We start from the raw sequence: 14,631 nt of genomic DNA, 5'->3' as shown, positions 1-14,631 counted from the left end.
AACCTCACGAGCACATCCGATTGCACAGGAGGGGCCGCGAGGCCACACACCATGAACATTGTTGTCTGTGTGAAGTACGTGCCGGACGCCACGGCCGACCGCAAGTTCGAGGACGACTTCACCGTCGACCGCGTTGGCGTCGACGGCCTGCTGTCCGAGCTCGACGAGTACGCCGTGGAGCAGGCCCTGCAGTTCCGTGAGAAGCGCGAGGGTGAGGAGATCACCGTCACCGCTCTGACCGTGGGCCCGGAGAAGGCGGTCGACGCGGTGCGCAAGGCGCTGCAGATGGGCGCCGACTCCGGTGTGCACGTCGTCGACGACGCCATCGCGGGTTCCGACTACCTCGGCACCTCGCTGGTGCTGGCCAAGGCGATCGAGAAGATCAAGGCCGACACCGGTGCCGACCTCGTGGTCTGCGGCATGGCCTCGACCGACGCCTCCGGCTCCGTGGTCCCCGCGATGCTGGCCGAGCGCCTCGGCATGCCACAGGTGACGCTCGCGTCGGTCGTGGAGTCCCAGGGCGACCAGGTCCGCATCAAGCGCGACAACGAGGGCTCGACCGAGGTCATCGGCGCGACGCTGCCGATCGTGCTCAGCGTGACCGACCAGTCCGGCGAGGCCCGCTACCCGTCCTTCAAGGGCATCATGGCGGCGAAGAAGAAGCCGCTGGAGACGTGGTCGCTGACCGACCTCGGCCTCGACGCCGACCAGGTCGGCCTGTCGGTGGCCTACACGCAGGTCGAGGACACCACGGCCCGCCCGCCCCGTACGGCCGGCGAGGTCGTCACCGACGAGGACGGCTCGGGCGCTGGCGCGCTGGTCGAGTTCCTCGCGTCCAAGAAGTTCATCTGAGGAGCAGCCAGAGATGTCTGAGGTTCTTGTTGTCATCGACCACGCCGACGGCGAGGTCAAGAAGCCGACCTACGAGCTGCTGACCCTCGCGCGTCGCCTCGGCGAGCCGTCCGCGGTGTTCTTCGGTTCGCCCGACCAGGGCGACGCCGTGGCCGAGAAGGTCAAGAAGTACGGCGCGGCGAAGGTCTACGTCGTCGACGACGCCCAGATCAAGGGCTTCCTCGTCGCGCCGAAGGCCGAGGCCCTGCAGCAGCTGGCCGAGAAGAGCAGCCCGGCTGCGATCCTGCTGCCGTCGACGTTCGAGAACAAGGAGGTCGCCGGTCGCCTGGCGATCAAGCTGGGCTCGGGCCTGATCACCGACGCCGTCGACGTCGCCGCTGGGCCCGACGGGGGCGCCGTGACCACGCAGAGCGTGTTCGCCGGCAACTACACCGTGCAGGCCAAGGTCACCACCGGGACGCCGATCATCACGGTCAAGCCCAACTCGGCCGCCCCCGAGGAGGCCGAGGGTGCCGGTGCGGTCGAGGCGGTCGCGGTGACCGTGTCGGATGCGGCCAAGGGCGCGCAGATCGTGGCCACCCAGCCGCGCCAGTCCACCGGTCGTCCCGAGCTGACCGAGGCCGCGATCGTGGTCTCCGGTGGTCGTGGCACCGGCGGCAACTTCGAGCCCGTCGAGGGCTTCGCCGACTCCCTCGGGGCGGCCGTCGGTGCCTCGCGTGCCGCGGTCGACTCTGGCTGGATGCCGCACGCCTTCCAGGTCGGCCAGACCGGCAAGACGGTCTCGCCGCAGCTCTACGTCGCCAACGGCATCTCGGGTGCGATCCAGCACCGCGCCGGCATGCAGACCTCGAAGACGATCGTCGCGGTCAACAAGGACCCGGAGGCCCCGATCTTCGAGCTCGTCGACTTCGGTGTCGTGGGCGACCTCCACACCGTCCTGCCCGCCGCCACCGAGAAGATCACCGAGCGCAAGGGCTGACCAGCGCAGCTCCTCGTCCAGTGGCCCGGCAGGTCTTCCTGCCGGGCCACTGTGCGTCTCCACCGGCGCCGCCCTGCGATACGAGACGGCGACCGCGGAGGCGTCGGCTCGGCCTACGCTCGGTCCCATGAGCAGCGAGGAAGCCGTTCGGCAGGTGGCCCTGCGCGCCCGCACCGCCAGCCACGAGCTGGCCACGGCCACCCGGGCGACCAAGGACGCTGCGCTCCACGCGATGGCCGAGGCCCTCGTGGCGAGCGCCGAGGAGGTCCTGGCAGCCAACGCCGAGGACGTCGCCCGGGCCGAGGCCGGCGGCACCCCCGCCAACATCGTCGACCGGCTGCGCCTGGACCAGGGCCGGCTCGAGGCGATGGCCCAGGGGCTGCGCGACGTCGCCGCGCTGCCCGACCCGGTGGGCGAGGTGCTGCGCGGCAGCACCTTGGCCAACGGTCTCGAGCTGCGCCAGGTGCGTGTGCCGTTCGGGGTGGTCGGGATGATCTACGAAGCCCGCCCCAACGTGACCGCCGACGCCGCCGGGATCTGCCTCAAGTCCGGCAACGCGGTGCTGCTGCGCGGCTCGTCGAGCGCCCGGTCGAGCAACGCGGCGATCGTCGCGGCGATGCGCGGCGCGCTCGCCGGCAGCGGCCTGCCCGAGGACGCCGTCCAGCTGGTGCCCGGCGAGACCCACGACTCGGTGAAGGCGCTGATGCGGGCGCGCGGGCTCGTCGACGTGCTGATCCCGCGCGGCGGTGCCGGGCTGATCCGCAGCGTGGTCGAGGAGTCGACCGTGCCGGTGATCGAGACCGGCGTCGGCAACTGCCACGTCTACGTCGACGCCTCGGCCGACCTCGAGCAGGCGCTGGCCATCGTGATGAACTCCAAGACCCACCGCACCAGCGTCTGCAACGCGGCCGAGTCGCTGCTGGTGCACGAGGACGTCGCCGACGAGTTCCTGCCGCTCGTGGTGGAGGCGCTGCAGCAGGCCGGCGTGCTCGTGCACGGTGACCCTGCGTTCGCGGAGTACGACGACGTCGTCCCGGTCACCGACGACGACCACGCCGCGGAGTTCCTCGGACTGGAGATCTCCGCCGCGGTCGTCGCCGACGTCGAGGGCGCGATCGAGCACATCCGTCGGTTCTCCTCGGGCCACACCGAGGCGATCGTGGCCCGCGACCAGGGCACGATCCGTCGCTTCGTCGCCGCGGTCGACTCCGCCGCCGTGATGGTGAACGCGTCCACGCGCTTCACCGACGGGGCTGAGTTCGGCTTCGGGGCCGAGATCGGCATCTCCACCCAGAAGCTGCACGCCCGCGGTCCGATGGGGCTCCCGGAGATGACGTCGAGCAAGTACGTCGTGGTCGGCGAGGGCCACGTACGGTGATGCCGGTAGGGTGAGCCCATGCTGAGCACCGTCATCACGCTTGCCGCCGAGGCCGAGAGCGAGCCCGCCGTCCACCCCTACGTCATCGGCGCCGTGACCCTGGTCCTCCTCATGGTGCTGCTCCTGGCCGTGGTCTCCTTCGGCGGCGGTCGCGAACACAGCTGATCCGGTGGCGACTCCTGGGGCACGGCGTCGCGTCGGGGTGATGGGCGGCACGTTCGACCCCATCCACCACGGCCACCTCGTCGCCGCGTCCGAGGTGCAGGCGTGGTTCGACCTCGACGAGGTCGTCTTCGTGCCCACCGGCGACCCCTGGCAGAAGAGCGACCGCACGGTCACCCCGGCCGAGCACCGCTACCTGATGACGGTGGTGGCCACGGCCGCCAACCCGCGCTTCAACGTCTCCCGGGTCGACATCGACCGCGCGGGCAGGACCTACACCATCGACACGCTGCGCGACCTCAGGGCCGAGATGCCCGACGCGGACCTGTTCTTCATCACCGGCGCCGACGCTCTGGCCGACATCTTCACGTGGCGCGACGCCGAGGAGCTCTTCGATCTCGCGAACTTCGTCGGCTGCACCCGGCCGGGCTACGAGATGGACCCCGAGGCGCTCGCCCGGATCCCGTCCGACCGGGTCACCATGGTCGAGATCCCGGCCCTCGCGATCTCCTCCACCGACTGCCGCGAGCGCAAGCGTCGAGGGGAGCCCGTCTGGTACCTCGTGCCGGACGGTGTGGTGCAGTACATCGCCAAGCACCGCCTCTACACGGCACCCGCCACCAGCACCACGACCAGCAAGGACACCGCATGACTGCCACCGACCACGCCCTCGAGCTCGTCGCCGTCGCGGCCCAGGCCGCGCACGACAAGAAGGCTGACCAGGTCCTGGCCTTCGACGTGAGCGACCAGCTAGCGATCACCGACGCGTTCGTGCTGGCCAGCGCGAGCAACGAGCGGGCCGTCGGCGCGATCGTCGACGAGGTGGAGGACAAGCTCCGCGAGTCCGGCGCGAAGCCGATCCGGCGCGAGGGCCACAAGGAGGGCCGCTGGGTCCTCCTCGACTACGGCGAGATCGTGGTGCACGTCCAGCACGAGGAGGAGCGCTCGTTCTACGCCCTCGAGCGCCTCTGGAGCGACTGCCCGCTCATCCCGCTGACCCTCACGTGAGGCGCCTGGTCCTCCTCCGTCACGGGCGGACCGCCTGGAACGACGCCGGTCGCGCCCAGGGGCACGCCGACGTGCCGCTGGACGACGTCGGCCTGGCGCAGGCCAAGGAGGTCGCGCCCCTCCTGGCCGCCATGGCGCCGGTGTCGGTCTGGTCCTCGGACCTGGCGCGGGCCTCGGCCACGGCCGAGGCCGTCGCCGCCGAGTGCGGACTCGAGCCGGCCCTCGACGCCCGCCTGCGGGAGTTCGACGTGGGCGCGAACCGCACGGGCCTGACCACGGACGAGTACGCCGCCGCCTTCCCCGACGAGTACGCCGCCCTGCTGGCGGGCGAGATCGCCGGCATCCCCGGGCGCGAGACCGACGAGGACGTGCTCGCGCGGTTCCTCCCGGCCCTCACGACGTACGCCGACTCGCTCGGGGACGGTGAGACCGGCCTGGTGGTCTCGCACGGTGCCGCGCTGCGCGTCGCCGTGTCCGCCTTCCTCGGCTGGGGCGACGGACCGGGCGAGGCGCTCGGCGGCCTCGCCAACTGCGGGTGGGTCGAGCTCGAGCACTCCGCGTCCTTCTGGACAGGTGGGACCGAGCGCTGGCGGCTGACGGCCTGGAACCGGGTCGCGACCCCGTGAGGCGCTCGGCGGGCGAGCGCGCGCGTGAGGTCGACGTCGCCCTGAGCCGGCAGGTCGCCCGGGTCATGGACGACGCGGTGACCGTGCCCGGCACCCGCATCGGGATCGGCCTCGACGCCGTGATCGGCCTGGTCCCGGGCATCGGCGACCTCGTGGGCAGCGCCCTGTCGAGCGTGATCGTCCGCGACGCCGTACGCGCCCGTGTGCCGATGGTCGTGCTCGCCCGGATGGGGCTGAACCTTCTCCTCGACGCGGTCCTGGGACTCGTGCCCGGTGTCGGGGACCTCCTCGACGTCGCCCATCGCGCCAACCGCAAGAACCTCCGGCTGCTCCTCCGCGAGGTCGAGCGCGAGCCGTTGCGCGAGCCCCCGAGCCCGGCGTACGTCGCCGGCGCGGTGGCGCTCATGGTGGTCCCGCTCCTCGCCGGGGTCGCCGCCACGGTGCTCGGGATCTGGCTCCTGTGGCGCTGGATCACCTGATCCCGCGTGGAGGGGGACCCCGATTTCACCCTCGCGGAACCGTCCGCTAATGTTCTCGGCTGTTGGGGCTGTGGCGCAGCTGGTAGCGCATCTGCATGGCATGCAGAGGGTCAGGGGTTCGAGTCCCCTCAGCTCCACCAACGAAGAGGCCGGACCGTGAGGTCCGGCCTCTTCGCGCGTCCGGACGTCGCCGAGTCGGCGAACGGATCGGGGCGGTGGCACCATGTGCTCATGACCGCGACCGACCTCTCCACCAGCACCACGTCGCCGCAGCTCTCCGAGCTCACGAGCGCCCACATCGAGGCCACCGAGCGCTACGCGGCGCACAACTACCACCCGCTCCCGGTGGTCCTCGCCGAGGGCGACGGCGCGTGGGTCGTCGACGTCGACGGCAAGCGCTACCTCGACTGCCTCGCGGGCTACTCGGCGCTCAACTTCGGTCACTCCAACGAGCGCCTCGTCGCCGTCGCGCGCGAGCAGCTCGGCCGGCTCACGCTGACCAGTCGCGCGTTCTTCAACGACAAGCTGAGCGGCTTCGCCGAGGCGCTGTGCCGCCTCACCGGCAAGGACATGATCCTGCCGATGAACTCCGGCGCCGAGGCCGTCGAGACCGCCATCAAGGTCAGCCGCAAGTGGGGCTACGAGGTCAAGGGCGTGCCCGCCGGCCAGGCCACGATCATCACCATGGAGGGCAACTTCCACGGCCGCACCACCACCATCGTCAGCTTCTCCGACGACGACGTGGCGACCTCCGGCTACGCCCCGTTCACCACCGGCTTCCGCGGCGTGAAGTACGGCGACATCGAGGCGATCGCCTCGGCCATCGACGAGACCACCGTCGCGGTCCTCTTCGAGCCCATCCAGGGCGAGGGCGGGGTCGTCATGCCGCCCGAGGGCTTCCTGCGCGACCTGCGCGCGCTCTGCACCGAGCGCAACGTGCTGATGGTCGCCGACGAGATCCAGTCGGGCCTGGCGCGCTCGGGCCGCACCTTCGCGTGCGACCACGAGGACGTCGTCCCCGACATCTACATCATGGGCAAGGCGCTCGGCGGCGGCATCTACCCGGTCTCCGCGATCGCCGCCGACCGCGAGGTCATGGACGTCATCACGCCCGGCTCCCACGGATCGACCTTCGGCGGCAACCCGCTCGCCGCCGCCATCGGCACCGAGGTCGTCGCGATGCTGGAGGAGGGCACCTTCCAGGCCCGCTCCGCCGAGATCGGCGCCCAGCTCGAGGCCGGCTTCGGCCCGCTGGTGGGCAAGGGCCTGTCCGACGTACGCGTCCGCGGCGCCTGGGCCGGCATCGACATCGATCCGTCGCTGATGTCCGGCCGGCAGATGTCCGAGGCGCTGATGGCCCGCGGCATCCTCGCCAAGGACACCCACGGGTCGACCGTCCGCTTCGCCCCGCCGCTGGTGGCCAGCGACGAGGACATCGCCGGGCTCGTCACTGCGGTCACCGAGATCCTCGCGGCCGCCTGAGCCGAGCCGTGGTCGCGCGGTTCGACCACCTCGTCGTCGCCGTCGAGGACCTCGACGACGCCATGGCCCGGTGGACCGCCGCCGGTCTGCCTGCCGCACGCGGGGGAGCACACCCGGTCGGAACGGTCAACGCCCTCGTGCGCGGGCCCGGGCCGGCGTACGTCGAGCTGATCGCGCCCGGCAGTGACGAGTCCAACGTCCAGCTCGCGCACCTCGACCTCGACGGCGTCGGCGTCGTCGCCCGGCCCGACCGGCGCCGGTTCGTCGCACCCGCTCGACCGCCACGACGTCGTCGTGGTCGGTGTCGGCGACCCGGTCGAGGTCCTCGAGAGACAGCCCACGATCGGCGATTCCCCGACCGCCGAGCAGGTCGACGCACACGACGCGTTCGTGCTGGCCCTGAGCGGTGGCGTCTACGCGGTGCGGGGACGCCGACGCTCGGTCACGCGCTCCCTCGACGGCTGGGGGAGCAGCGGTCGCTTCGCGGACGGCGAGGCCGTGCAGTGGCTCGAGCAGGCGGCAGCGGGACGGCGTACGGACGGGGTCGTCGCGGGCGAGCCCTGGCTCAGCTGAGCCGCGCCACCACCCGGTCGAGCCCCGCCGCGCGTGCGGCCTCGAACGGCGTCATGCCCTCGAGCGGCGAGCGGAGCGTCGGGGAGGCCCCGCTGTCGAGGAGCAGCAGCGCGACGTCCTCGCGGCCCTCCTCGATCGCTGCCACGAGCGCGGTCGACTGGAGCTCGGGGTGGACGAAGTCGACGTCGACCCCGGCGTCGAGGTGGTGCTCGACCAGCGCGAGGTCGCCGGAGCAGGCCGCGGCGAAGAACGCCTTGTAGTCGCCGTGCGACATCAGGCGATCGTCAGGCCGCCGTCGACCGGGATCATCTGCCCGGTGACGTAGCCGGCGGCGTCGGACGCCAGCCACACCGCGGTGGCGGCGAGCTCGTGCGGGTCGCCCTTGCGCCCGGCCGGGACGCGCTGGAGGGCGAGGTCGAGGTAGCCGTCGGGGTAGGTCTCGGTCATCTCGGAGGCGAAGAAGCCCGGGGCGAGGGCGTTGACCCGGATGCCCTTGCGGCCCGTCCACTGCTGGGCGAGGTCGCGGGTGAGCCCGCCGAGGCCCGCCTTCGACGCGGAGTACGCCGCCTGCGGCAGGCCGCCGGTGGTGATGCCGAGGATCGAGGAGATGTTGATGATGCTCGACCCGGGCTCCATGACGCGCCCGCACGCCTGCGCCATCCAGTAGCAGCCGTTGAGGTTGACGTCGATGACCGAGCGGAACTGCTCGGGCGTCTCCCGGGTGGCGGGGACGGCCGTGCCGACGCCGGCGTTGTTGACGAGCACGTCGACCCGGCCGAACTTCGCCATCGCCTCGTCCACGAGCCGCTGGCACTGCTCGGGGTCGGCCACGTCGGTGGCGACCGTGTGCACCCGGCGGCCCGTCGAGCGTACGGAGGCGGCGACCCGTTCGAGCTTGTCGACGCGGCGCGCGCCGAGCACGACGTCGGCGCCCGCCTCGGCGAAGCAGTGGGCGAACGCGACCCCCAGCCCGCTCGAGGCGCCGGTGACGATGACGACCTTGCCGTCCAGGCGGAACATCTCCATGACTCCCATGGCGGGACCCTAGGGCGTGGTGGTCGTCACCGCGGACGCAGGGGTCACCGGTGCGCGCGGCAGCTCGCGCACCGAGCGGGAGCAGAGCACCAGCGCCACCACCCCGACGTAGGCGATCGCGGAGACGACCAGCACCGGCTGGAAGCCGAAGGCCACGGCGAGCGGCCCCCAGGCGAGCTGACCGACGGGCATCGCGATGAAGGAGCCGAGTGCGTCGTAGGAGTAGGCGCGCGACAGCATGCCGTCCTCGATGTTCTCCTGCATGGCCAGGTTCCAGCCCATGCCGAAGACCTCGGTGCCGGCGCCGGCGAGGAAGGCCGCGGTCACGAGCCCCACGAGGTGGGGTGACACGCCGAGCAGCAGCATGGGCGGGGCGATCAGCGCGATGCCGAGCATCCCCAGCAGCAGGGGACGCTCGAGCCGTACACGCAGCAGGACCACGGTCGTGAGCAGCAGGCCGGCCGCCTCGGCGGACAGCACGTAGCCCCAGCCCTGGCGTCCGATGGTGTCGTCGGCGACCGCCGGTCCGAGGGTGAACCACGCGCCGGTGTGGATCGCGTTGAGCACGCCGAAGCCGACGACGACCGTCCACAGCCACGGGGTGGCCCAGAAGAACGACCAGCCCTCGCGCAGCTCACGGAGGGTGTCGGGAGCCTCTGCCCGCGGCTGGCGGGCGGGTAGCCGCACCGGCACGAGGAGCAGTGCGGCGAGCAGCCAGGTGGCGGCGTCCACCGCGAGCGCCCAGCCCGAGCCGACCGTGACCACCAGGAGCGCGCCGATCGTGGGACCGAGCACCATCATGCCGTTGCGGGTCAGGGAGACGAGTGCGTTCGCCGGTTGGAGGTCGGTGCGCTCGACCAGCTGCGGCAGGACGCTGGCCATCGCCGGGAACCCGACTCCGGACACGACACCGTGCACGCCCGCGAGCACGACCAGCATCCAGATCTCGGCCTCGCCGGTCAGCACGAGGGCCGCCATGGCGCCCTGGCTCACGGCCGAGGCGAGGTTGGAGGACTGGAGCACCACGGTGCGCGGGAACCTGTCGGCGATCACCCCGCCGTAGAGCAGCAGCGCGATCATCGGGATCGTGTGGGCGGCCAGCACCTGACCGAGGGCGGTGGGGGAGTCGGTGATGTCCAGCACGGCGAAGGCGAGCGCGATGCTGGCCATCATGTTGCCGAGCGTGTTGACGAACCGCGACGCGAAGTACCACGCGAAGTTGCGGTTGCGCAGCGGCGCGATCGCGGCGGACCACGTCATCGGGTCTCCTCGCGGGCCGGGTCCCACCGGACCGCCTCGCCGGTGAGGCCGCCAGTCATCGTGAAGGCGGTCGTCGTCGCGCTGACGTGGACGGTGTCGGGCGTCCCCGCCGGCCTCGCGGCCGCATGGAGGAGGTGCGAGGCCTCGTGGAGGAGGTCGAGCGCCCGGTGCCAGGTCCCGACGTCGACCCAGGTCTCCAGGTCGCTGGAGGTCGACGTGCCCGGAGCGACCTCGCGCAGCCGCCGCTCGACCTCCAGGGCGATGGCGCGGGCGTAGGCGACGCGCTCGTCGACGCCGGGCCGGTGGGTGCGCAGGTCGCGGGAGGCGTCGTACCGGTAGCGCTTGGCCACGCCCCCGCGGATCTTCTCCTCGCTCTCGACGACGAGCTCGCCGGCGTCGTGCAGCTGGCGCAGGTGGTAGGACGCGTTGGCGTGGGTGATCTCGAGCGTGCGGGCCACCTCGGCGGCGCTCATCGCCTCCGCGGTCAGCAGCGACAGGATGCGCAGCCGCACGGGGTGCGCGGTCGCCCGCAGCCGGGTCACTGCCGCGGGATCGGTCTCGTCCACATCACCCTCCAAGAGTTCTTGGGGAGTGAGTGTGCGGCAGGACGCAGCCGACTGTCAAACACTTCTTGGGCAGTCGTCCCGGGTGCGACCCTGACCGCACCCTGACTCGACCCCGGAACGGGGTGAAAACGGCTGGGGTGCGTGGTTGGCTTGTCCTCGACAGCAGGGCACCCGGCCCGCCGAGGAGTGAGTGAGATGTCCGACCAGTACCCCAGCGACTCGCAGGGACCCGACCCGACGCGGCCCTACGGCCAGCAGTCGTTCGGCCAGCAGCCCGACACCGCCTACCGTGCCGCGCCGCCGACGATCTCGCCGCAGGAGGAGCGCACGTGGGGCGCCATCAGCCACGCCGGAGCCGTCGCGGCCATGGTGTTCTCCGCCGGCTTCCTCGGGTTCCTGGCCTCGATCGTGGTCTACGTGATGTACAAGGACCGCGGTCCCTTCGTCCGGTCCCACGCCGCCAACTCGCTCAACGTCCAGATCTCGATGTTCATCTGGCTGGTGGTCGTCACGGTCCTCTACGTGGTCCTCGGCATCGTCACCCTCGGCGTCGGCTTCCTCGTCTTCCTGCCGGTGTTCTTCGTGCCGCCGGTGATCGCCGGCATCCTCCACGTGGTCGGGGCGGTCAAGGCCTACAACGGCGAGTGGTGGAACCCGCCGCTCACGCCGCGGTTCGTCAGCTGAGCCTCACGTGAGCTCGCGCAGGACCTCGTCCTGCCACGCGAACGCCGCCCGGGCCCGGTCCGCCAGCAGCTCCTCGGGGGACGACGTCGGTGAGTCGGTGGAGCCTGCCGGTCCGGGCAGCAGTGCTTCCACCCGCTCGGCCATCCCCTCCGGCAGGTCGGTGCGGAGGTAGCGCAGCCCGAAGTCGTGCCGCGCCGGGCAGTGCCGGATCCGCAGGAGGGTCACCAGTGGCTCGACCGCGAACCGCATGTGGAACCAGGCCGCCTCGGCGACGTCACCCCTGGCCAGCGCGCGCTCGACCAGCCACGCCCCGGTCTGACGACGGGCGGCCGCCTGGTCGACCGCGCGCCTGCGCTGCGACTCCATCACCTCTTCGTCGTCGTGCTCGAGGTGGATCAGGCCGTCCGGGTCGTGCAGCACCTCGGGAGTGCCGTGCCGTCGGACGTCGATGGTCAGCCGCTCGGGCAGCCGGTCGACGAAGAGGTCGACGAGCCGCGTGGGGCGGGACAGGTCGGCGGCGTCCGGCTGGAGGTGGATGAAGCCCTGGGCCGCCGTCGGCCAGCGGTCGGCGGCCACCCGCCAGACGTGGTCGACGTCGAAGCGGTCGTGCACGAGCGCCAGGGCCTCGTCGTACGTCGCCGACGGGGGACCGTCGGTCCACACCTGGACGTCGAGGTCGGAGTGCGCGTCGTAGCCCCCGGTCACCGCGGACCCGCTCACCACGACGACCCGCACGTCGGGGCAGTGCGTCGGCAGCCCACGCAGGAGGTCGAGCACGTCGGAGTACCTGTCCAGGTCAGCGGCCACGATCGCAGTATCCCTTCGCGGCCGGTGACGGGGACAGGTTAGGATGACGTCGTGCGCCAGCAGCTCCTTCTTCGACAGCCGCGCTGATCGCGTCCCCCAGGACCCGACACGCGGCCACCCCTCCATGTGAGGGGTTTTTTCATGCCATCCCAGCGACACACGAGCAGACCGCAACAAGAGGACACGCCATGAGCCAGGACACCGGAGCCCCCGACGCGAACCCCGAGCGTGCGACGTACGACATCGAGGCCACCGAGACGAAGTGGCAGCGGGTCTGGGAGGACCTCCAGCCGTTCCGCGCCGACGACGACAGCCCGCGCGAGAAGCGCTACGCGCTGACGATGTTCCCCTACCCGAGCGGCGACCTGCACATGGGTCACGCCGAGGTGTTCGCGCTGCACGACGTGGTGGCGCGCTACTGGTGGCAGCGCGGCTACGAGGTGCTGAACCCGATGGGCTTCGACTCCTTCGGCCTGCCGGCGGAGAACGCCGCGATCCGCAACGACGAGCACCCCGACACCTACACGCGCGCCAACATCGCGCGTTCGATCGAGTCGTGCCGGAAGTACGCCGCGTCGTTCGACTGGTCGCGGACCTTCAACACCAGCGACCCCGACTACTACCGGTGGACGCAGTGGCTGTTCCTGAAGTTCCACGAGCGTGGCCTGGCCTACCGCAAGAACAGCCCGGTCAACTGGTGCCCCAACGACCAGACCGTCCTGGCCAACGAGCAGGTCGTCGGCGGCGTCTGCGACCGCTGCGGGGCGGAGGTGACCAAGAAGGAGCTGACCCAGTGGTACTTCAAGATCACCGACTACGCCCAGGAGCTGCTGGACGGCCTGGACGAGCTGGAGAAGACCTGGCCCGACCGTGTGGTCACCGCGCAGCGCAACTGGATCGGGCGGTCCGAGGGCGCCCACGTCACGTTCACGCTGCACGCGGCTGACGGTGAGCGCGACATCGAGGTCTACACGACCCGTCCCGACACCTTGTACGGCGCCACGTTCATGGTGGTCGCCGCGGATGCCGCGCTGGCTGCCGAGATCGTGCACCCCGACCGCGCGCAGGCGCTGGAGGACTACCTGGTCGAGGTCCGCAAGGCCTCCGACATCGACCGGCTGTCCACCGACCGGCCCAAGACCGGCGTCGACCTGGGCATCACCGCCACCAACCCGGTCTCCGGCGAGGAGATCCCGGTGTGGGCCAGCGACTACGTGCTGGCCGACTACGGCACCGGCGCGATCATGGCGGTGCCCGCCCACGACCAGCGCGACCTGGACTTCGCCCGGACGATGGGCCTGCCGGTCCGACGGGTCATCGACACCGGAGACGACAACCCCGAGGAGACCGGGGTCGCGACGTCGGGTGACGGGACGTACGTCAACAGCGGGCCCCTGGACGGGCTGGGCGACAAGGCCTCGGGCATCCGCTCGATCATCGAGCGGCTGGAGGCCGACGGACGCGGCTCCGGCGCGGTCAACTTCCGCCTGCGCGACTGGCTGATCAGCCGCCAGCGCTACTGGGGCCCGCCCATCCCGATCATCCACTGCCCCGTCGACGGTGAGGTCCCGGTGCCGGAGGACCAGCTGCCGGTGACGCTGCCGGTGCTGACCGGTGCCGACCTGAAGCCCAAGGGCACCTCGCCGCTGGGCGGCGCGACCGACTGGGTCAACACGACCTGCCCGACCTGCGGTGGCCCGGCGACCCGCGACACCGACACCATGGACACGTTCGTCGACTCGTCCTGGTACATGTTCCGCTACTGCTCGCCGCACGACGAGACCCAGGCCTTCGACAGCGCCAAGGTCAACGCCTGGATGCCGTGCAACCTCTACGTCGGCGGCGTCGAGCACGCGGTGCTGCACCTGCTCTACGGCCGGTTCTTCACCAAGGTGCTCAACGACATGGGCCTGGTCGACTTCCGCGAGCCGTGGTCGGCCCAGCTCAACCAGGGCTTCGTGATCAACCAGGGCAAGAAGATGAGCAAGTCCCTGGGCAACGGCGTCAACCTGGGCGACCAGCTGGCCGCGTTCGGTGTCGACGCGGTGCGGCTGACCCTGGTCTTCGCCGGTCCGCCGGAGGACGACATCGACTGGGCCAACATGTCGCCCGACGGGTCGCTGCGCTTCCTGCAGCGCGCCTGGCGACTGTCCGGCGACGTCACCTCGGCCCCGGGTGCGGACGTGTCGGGCGGCGACCTCGCGCTGCGGCGTACGACCGCGCGCACCGTCCACGACGCGGCCGAGCTGGTCGAGACCTACCGCTTCAACGTGGTGGTGGCCCGCGTCATGGAGCTGGTCAACGCCACTCGCAAGGCGATCGACTCCGGCTGCGGTCCCGCGGACCCGGCGGTGCGCGAGGCGACCGAGGCGGTGGCGGTCCTGCTGTCGCTGGTCGCGCCATACACGGCCGAGGAGATGTGGGAGCGCCTGGGCCACGAGCCCACGGTCGCCCGCGCCGGGTGGCCGGTCGTCGACGAGGCGCTGCTGGTCGAGGACACCGTCACCGCGGTCGTGCAGGTCAAGGGCAAGGTCAAGGCGCGCCTGGAGGTGTCGCCCGACATCTCCGAGGCCGACCTGGAGGCGGCCGCCCTCGCCGACGCGGGCGTGCAGCGCGCGATCGACGGCGCCACCGTGCGCAAGGTGATCGTGCGCGCGCCCAGGCTGGTCAACGTCGTCGTCTGACCTGTTCCGCCCCCTGGCGTCCCAGGCGTGCGAAACGGCCCCGCGGCACTGCCGCG

The 14,631-nt window shown here is 71.5% G+C and carries 17 protein-coding genes, 1 tRNA gene and 1 pseudogene; 14 read left to right on the top strand and 5 right to left on the bottom strand.

Features of this window, described 5'->3' with window-relative positions; all coding sequences use genetic code 11:
- Positions 1–69: 69 nt before the first annotated feature.
- From IEZ24_RS10170 to IEZ24_RS10120, 12 genes and pseudogenes are all read left to right on the top strand, one after another.
- Positions 70–852: an electron transfer flavoprotein subunit beta/FixA family protein gene (locus IEZ24_RS10170; RefSeq protein ID WP_242498377.1), complete on the top strand. Its 783-nt coding sequence runs from the start codon at positions 70–72 to the stop codon at positions 850–852.
- A 13-nt stretch (positions 853–865) separates the two neighbouring features.
- On the top strand, positions 866–1,831 hold the full coding sequence (locus tag IEZ24_RS10165; protein WP_129453544.1) for an electron transfer flavoprotein subunit alpha/FixB family protein: 966 nt from the start codon (positions 866–868) through the stop codon (positions 1,829–1,831).
- Between the two features lie 127 nt (positions 1,832–1,958).
- Entirely contained in the window at positions 1,959–3,209 is a 1,251-nt protein-coding gene (locus tag IEZ24_RS10160) for a glutamate-5-semialdehyde dehydrogenase (protein ID WP_129453543.1), read from the top strand.
- A gap of 18 nt (positions 3,210–3,227) precedes the next feature.
- Positions 3,228–3,374 (top strand): hypothetical protein, encoded by a 147-nt coding sequence (locus tag IEZ24_RS10155; protein ID WP_165355965.1) that lies wholly within the window; start codon positions 3,228–3,230, stop codon positions 3,372–3,374.
- 4 nt (positions 3,375–3,378) lie between these two features.
- The gene (gene nadD, locus IEZ24_RS10150; RefSeq protein ID WP_275938071.1) at positions 3,379–4,023 is read left to right on the top strand and encodes a nicotinate-nucleotide adenylyltransferase; all 645 of its coding nucleotides are present in this window, start codon (positions 3,379–3,381) and stop codon (positions 4,021–4,023) included.
- The gene (gene rsfS, locus IEZ24_RS10145; RefSeq protein WP_129453541.1) at positions 4,020–4,379 is read left to right on the top strand and encodes a ribosome silencing factor; all 360 of its coding nucleotides are present in this window, start codon (positions 4,020–4,022) and stop codon (positions 4,377–4,379) included. The genes nadD and rsfS overlap by 4 nt, the downstream gene beginning before the upstream one ends.
- On the top strand, positions 4,376–5,005 hold the full coding sequence (locus tag IEZ24_RS10140) for a histidine phosphatase family protein (protein ID WP_165355964.1): 630 nt from the start codon (positions 4,376–4,378) through the stop codon (positions 5,003–5,005). The genes rsfS and IEZ24_RS10140 overlap by 4 nt, the downstream gene beginning before the upstream one ends.
- Complete coding sequence (locus IEZ24_RS10135; protein ID WP_207206692.1) at positions 5,002–5,484, top strand: DUF4112 domain-containing protein; 483 nt, start codon at positions 5,002–5,004, stop codon at positions 5,482–5,484. The genes IEZ24_RS10140 and IEZ24_RS10135 overlap by 4 nt, the downstream gene beginning before the upstream one ends.
- Before the next feature lie 64 nt (positions 5,485–5,548).
- A tRNA-Ala gene (locus IEZ24_RS10130) sits at positions 5,549–5,624 on the top strand.
- Between the two features lie 91 nt (positions 5,625–5,715).
- On the top strand, positions 5,716–6,966 hold the full coding sequence (gene rocD, locus IEZ24_RS10125) for an ornithine--oxo-acid transaminase (protein WP_129453539.1): 1,251 nt from the start codon (positions 5,716–5,718) through the stop codon (positions 6,964–6,966).
- Between the two features lie 62 nt (positions 6,967–7,028).
- Positions 7,029–7,100, top strand: a pseudogene (locus IEZ24_RS22535) (hypothetical protein); the annotation flags it as partial.
- Positions 7,101–7,149: 49 nt separating this feature from the next.
- Entirely contained in the window at positions 7,150–7,539 is a 390-nt protein-coding gene (locus IEZ24_RS10120) for a hypothetical protein (protein WP_129453538.1), read from the top strand.
- Here IEZ24_RS10120 and IEZ24_RS10115 read toward each other — a convergent pair.
- From IEZ24_RS10115 to IEZ24_RS10100, 4 genes are read right to left on the bottom strand one after another with little or no spacing between them, the layout of a single operon-like run.
- Complete coding sequence (locus IEZ24_RS10115) at positions 7,532–7,813, bottom strand: ankyrin repeat domain-containing protein (protein WP_129453537.1); 282 nt, start codon at positions 7,811–7,813, stop codon at positions 7,532–7,534. The genes IEZ24_RS10120 and IEZ24_RS10115 overlap by 8 nt on opposite strands.
- The gene (locus IEZ24_RS10110; RefSeq protein ID WP_129453536.1) at positions 7,813–8,574 is read right to left on the bottom strand and encodes an SDR family NAD(P)-dependent oxidoreductase; all 762 of its coding nucleotides are present in this window, start codon (positions 8,572–8,574) and stop codon (positions 7,813–7,815) included. Before IEZ24_RS10110 ends, IEZ24_RS10115 begins: the two co-directional genes overlap by 1 nt.
- Positions 8,575–8,583: 9 nt before the next feature.
- Entirely contained in the window at positions 8,584–9,834 is a 1,251-nt protein-coding gene (locus IEZ24_RS10105; RefSeq protein WP_129453535.1) for an MFS transporter, read from the bottom strand.
- Positions 9,831–10,400: an ArsR/SmtB family transcription factor gene (locus tag IEZ24_RS10100; protein WP_129453534.1), complete on the bottom strand. Its 570-nt coding sequence runs from the start codon at positions 10,398–10,400 to the stop codon at positions 9,831–9,833. Before IEZ24_RS10100 ends, IEZ24_RS10105 begins: the two co-directional genes overlap by 4 nt.
- A 195-nt stretch (positions 10,401–10,595) precedes the next feature.
- On the opposite strand from IEZ24_RS10100, the gene IEZ24_RS10095 reads away from it, so the two are divergent.
- Positions 10,596–11,084 carry a DUF4870 domain-containing protein gene (locus IEZ24_RS10095; protein WP_129453533.1) on the top strand — a complete coding sequence of 163 codons (489 nt, stop codon included), beginning with the start codon at positions 10,596–10,598 and terminating at the stop codon, positions 11,082–11,084.
- 3 nt (positions 11,085–11,087) lie between these two features.
- Here IEZ24_RS10095 and IEZ24_RS10090 read toward each other — a convergent pair whose 3' ends face one another.
- The gene (locus tag IEZ24_RS10090; RefSeq protein ID WP_129453532.1) at positions 11,088–11,891 is read right to left on the bottom strand and encodes a nucleotidyltransferase family protein; all 804 of its coding nucleotides are present in this window, start codon (positions 11,889–11,891) and stop codon (positions 11,088–11,090) included.
- Between the two features lie 188 nt (positions 11,892–12,079).
- Here IEZ24_RS10090 and leuS point away from each other — a divergent pair, with 188 nt between their 5' ends.
- Positions 12,080–14,575, top strand: a complete 2,496-nt coding sequence (gene leuS / locus IEZ24_RS10085; protein ID WP_129453531.1) for a leucine--tRNA ligase — start codon at positions 12,080–12,082, stop codon at positions 14,573–14,575.
- Positions 14,576–14,631: the final 56 nt, after the last annotated feature.

This window comes from Nocardioides ganghwensis, from assembly GCF_014779655.1.
Lineage (GTDB): Bacteria > Actinomycetota > Actinomycetes > Propionibacteriales > Nocardioidaceae > Nocardioides > Nocardioides ganghwensis.
This window is presented reverse-complemented; position numbering and strand designations above follow the sequence as displayed.

Coding starts and splice junctions, on each gene's coding strand:
- IEZ24_RS10165 (WP_129453544.1), top strand. CDS start 866: ATGTCTGAGGTTCTTGTTGTCATCGACCACGCCGACGGCGAGGTCAAG.
- IEZ24_RS10160 (WP_129453543.1), top strand. CDS start 1,959: ATGAGCAGCGAGGAAGCCGTTCGGCAGGTGGCCCTGCGCGCCCGCACC.
- IEZ24_RS10155 (WP_165355965.1), top strand. CDS start 3,228: ATGCTGAGCACCGTCATCACGCTTGCCGCCGAGGCCGAGAGCGAGCCC.
- rsfS (WP_129453541.1), top strand. CDS start 4,020: ATGACTGCCACCGACCACGCCCTCGAGCTCGTCGCCGTCGCGGCCCAG.
- rocD (WP_129453539.1), top strand. CDS start 5,716: ATGACCGCGACCGACCTCTCCACCAGCACCACGTCGCCGCAGCTCTCC.
- IEZ24_RS10115 (WP_129453537.1), bottom strand. CDS start 7,813: ATGTCGCACGGCGACTACAAGGCGTTCTTCGCCGCGGCCTGCTCCGGC.
- IEZ24_RS10110 (WP_129453536.1), bottom strand. CDS start 8,574: ATGGGAGTCATGGAGATGTTCCGCCTGGACGGCAAGGTCGTCATCGTC.
- IEZ24_RS10105 (WP_129453535.1), bottom strand. CDS start 9,834: ATGACGTGGTCCGCCGCGATCGCGCCGCTGCGCAACCGCAACTTCGCG.
- IEZ24_RS10095 (WP_129453533.1), top strand. CDS start 10,596: ATGTCCGACCAGTACCCCAGCGACTCGCAGGGACCCGACCCGACGCGG.
- leuS (WP_129453531.1), top strand. CDS start 12,080: ATGAGCCAGGACACCGGAGCCCCCGACGCGAACCCCGAGCGTGCGACG.